Annotated in this window: 2 protein-coding genes; one reads left to right on the top strand and one right to left on the bottom strand. The window is 69.6% G+C overall.

All coding sequences use genetic code 11. The features are described 5' to 3' along the window. Positions 1-113 precede the first annotated feature (113 nt). A complete protein-coding gene (locus ACWEK3_RS42365; protein ID WP_453252272.1) occupies positions 114-623 on the top strand; it encodes a hypothetical protein in 510 nt (169 codons plus the stop codon). Here ACWEK3_RS42365 and ACWEK3_RS42360 read toward each other — a convergent pair. Then, the gene (locus ACWEK3_RS42360; protein ID WP_453252271.1) at positions 580-1,497 is read right to left on the bottom strand and encodes an IS5 family transposase; all 918 of its coding nucleotides are present in this window, start codon (positions 1,495-1,497) and stop codon (positions 580-582) included. The genes ACWEK3_RS42365 and ACWEK3_RS42360 overlap by 44 nt on opposite strands. Positions 1,498-1,640 lie beyond the last annotated feature (143 nt).

Raw genomic sequence — 1,640 nt, 5'->3', positions numbered from 1 at the left:
AGAAGCTGTTGTTTTTCCGAGCTTGAGGACTGCGTTTCGCCTGGTCAGGCGTGGAGGTAGCGGCAGCGTGGGAGTGGTGGCTCATCGTGTTGTCGCTCCTGTGGAGGTCGCGGATGCCGTCGGTGGTCGGACTGCTGGAACAGCACGAGCTCACTGCTCGCCGCCGGGTGGACGAGCTGCGGGAGGAGGCAGACCGCATTCAGGCCGAACTGGCCGCGGCTGAGCAGGAATGGCAGGAGTGGACGATCGCCCGCCAGCGGGTCGGTGTGCTGCTGTCCGTGCCGGGCGATGCCGGGATCGCGGACGAGGCTCCGTCGCCGCCGACGACCGCGGCGAAGCAGAAGTCGCAGGTGCCGGTGTGGCGTGAAGGGCTGGCCTGGTCGGCGCTGTCGGTCGATTACCAGCGCATCCTCAGGACACTCGCTGACCGGTCCCGGCTCGGGCAGGGTCCGATGACCTGCCAGGAGATGGCCGCCGTGTTCGGCATGGACGTGGTGCCGGCGCGGGTGGAGGCGTTGCGGTCGAAGGCGAAGCGCCTGGTCGCGCGTGGCTGGCTGGCGGAGCCGGCTCCGGGTCGGTTCATGCTTGTGCAGGGCGTGAGCGGGCCAGGCAGCGGGTCATGAGCCCGATCATCGACCAGTAGACCATCGCCTCGGCGCTGGTGGTGCGTCGCTCGAAGTCGCGCACCAGGCGGCGGCTTTGCATCAGGTGGGCGAAGAGGCGCTCGACGATCCACCGCTTGGGCAGCACCACGAAGCCGCGTATGTCGTCGCTGCGTTTGACGATCGCCAGGACCAGGGCGAGCGTGGCCAGGCAGTATTCGACGAGGCTGCCGGTGTAGCCGCCGTCGGCCCAGACGAGGGCGACGCGGTGGTGGGCGGCGGCTACTCGCTCGAGCAGCAGCCGGGCGGCGGTGCGGTCGCCGACATCTGCGGCGGTGACCATCACGCCCAGCAGCAGGCCGAGCGTGTCGACCACGACGTGCCGCTTGCGGCCGTTGATCAGCTTGCCGCCGTCGAAGCCGCGGCTGTCGGTGCCGACGACGGCGTCCGCCTTGATGGACTGCGAGTCGATCACCCCGGCCGTCGGCTCAGCGTCCCGCCCCAGCTTCTCGCGCACCCGGCCGCGCAGCCGGTCGTGGAACTCTTTGACCAGGGCGTGGTCGCGCCAGCGGCGGAAGAATGCGTAGACCCGGTCCCACGGCGGGAAGTCGGCGGGCATCGCCCGCCACTTGATGCCGTTGTCCACGAGGTAGCCGACCGCGTCGAGTATCGCGCGGTGGCAGTACCCCTCCGGCCGACCGCCCCGGCCGCGCATCCAGCCGGGCACCGGCAGCAGCGGCCGAATTGCCGCCCACTGCGCGTCCGTCATGTCCGTCGGGTACCGGCGCTTCCGCTCGGGCCGGTCGGCCGCGTTGCCGTACACGTGCGCGAGGCAATCACACGATGGAGCGGCCGAGTTGGACTGCCCGGCCATCGGCACGGAAGACTGCGGCACTGGGGCCTCCTGGTGCTCTATGGATTCGACACCCACGAGCTGTTCAGGAGGCCCCGTCTTCATGCCCTGACCACGGCAGGATCACCCGACCGGGAACCCGCGTTCGACTGCCACCGCTCAAGATCGAAAAGACAACAGCTTCT

The organism is Streptomyces sp. NPDC004721 (genome assembly GCF_053601495.1).
Note: the sequence above shows the minus strand (reverse complement) of the source record. Positions and strands in the feature narration are given on the sequence as shown.

Bases quoted from the DNA above. Each gene is read 5' to 3' on its own strand.
- ACWEK3_RS42365 (WP_453252272.1), top strand. From the start codon at position 114: ATGCCGTCGGTGGTCGGACTGCTGGAACAGCACGAGCTCACTGCTCGC.